The organism is Rhodococcus sp. R1101, assembly GCF_000278445.1.
Lineage (GTDB): Bacteria > Actinomycetota > Actinomycetes > Mycobacteriales > Mycobacteriaceae > Rhodococcus > Rhodococcus gordoniae.
Map to the genome: position 1 here is coordinate 1 of NZ_AJVB01000749.1, position 1,198 is coordinate 1,198.

2 protein-coding genes are annotated in these 1,198 nt (G+C 72.5%); both read left to right on the plus strand.

What is annotated here, in order from left to right; translation table 11 throughout:
* Positions 1 to 765 (plus strand): helicase-related protein (locus R1101_RS28525; RefSeq protein WP_016935671.1); only part of this gene is annotated, 765 nt, incomplete at its 5' end.
* A gap of 4 nt (positions 766 to 769) precedes the next feature.
* A partial coding sequence (locus R1101_RS0123860) for an Rv3212 family protein (protein ID WP_016935672.1) occupies positions 770 to 1,198 on the plus strand: 429 nt, incomplete at its 3' end.

Sequence of the window (1,198 nt, forward strand, 5' to 3'; positions counted from 1 at the left end):
ACGGCGCAGAAGGTCGCCGACGATCTCGTCGAGCGCGGCTTCGCATGCGGCGCGGTGCACGGCGATCTCGGTCAGATCGCGCGCGAGAAGGCACTCGACAAGTTCCGCAGCGGCAAGATCGACGTGCTCGTCGCGACGGATGTCGCCGCGCGCGGTATCGACATCGACGACGTCACCCACGTCATCAACTACCAGTGCCCCGAGGACGAGAAGACCTACGTCCACCGCATCGGCCGTACCGGTCGCGCCGGACGTACCGGTATCGCGATCACCCTCGTCGACTGGGACGACGTGCCGCGCTGGCAGCTCATCGACAAGGCGCTCGATCTCGGCATCCCGGATCCGATCGAGACCTATTCGAGCTCCCCGCACCTGTTCGAGGAACTGAACATCCCGACCGACGCCACCGGGCGTGTCCGCAAGGCCGCCCCCGCCGCCGCTCCCGCCGAGGACGGCGAGAAGCGCGAGCGCGCCGGCCGCGAGGCGGGATCGCGCCCGAAGCGCAACCGGGTCCGCCGTCGCACCGTGCGCGGCAGGTCGGCCGACGGTTCCGCGACGGACGCCGCTCCTACCGGTGCCGACGACTCGGCGGCGACCGAGGCACAGCCGGCCGCATCCGAGACGGGCGAGGACACCGGGGCGGAAGCTCCGGCCCGTCGTCGCCGTCGTCGCCGTCGCACCCGTTCGGGCGAGGGCCCCGCCGGTCGCGCAGAGCAGCAGGACACGTCGAGCGTGGAAGCAGTCTCGACGTCGTCCGCACGATAACCACGTGCTCGCGCCCGAGCGCCGCACCCGCACCGACCTTCTCGTCGCAGCCGCACTCGTCGTCACCGCTCTGGTGGCGGCGAGTGCCGTCTGGCTGACGTCGGATGCGCGGGGCACCACGTCGACGACCTGGGACGGACCCGTCCCCACTCCCGCGACCGCACAGTCGCTCCCCCGGACCCTCGCCGAACTGTGGCGTGCTCCGAGCGCCGCGACGACCGCACCGGTGGTGTCCGGGGGCACGATCGCCACGGCCGACGGTGGTGCGGTCGTCGGCCGTGACCCGCAGTCGGGTGAGGAGCGCTGGCGGTACGACCGCGACCGGGCGTTGTGCGCGGCCACCGAGGCCTGGGGCGATGTGGTCTCCGTCTACCGTGACCCGCGGGGATGCGGTCAGGTCACCGCACTCGACGCCGGTAGCGGCGCCCGGGGC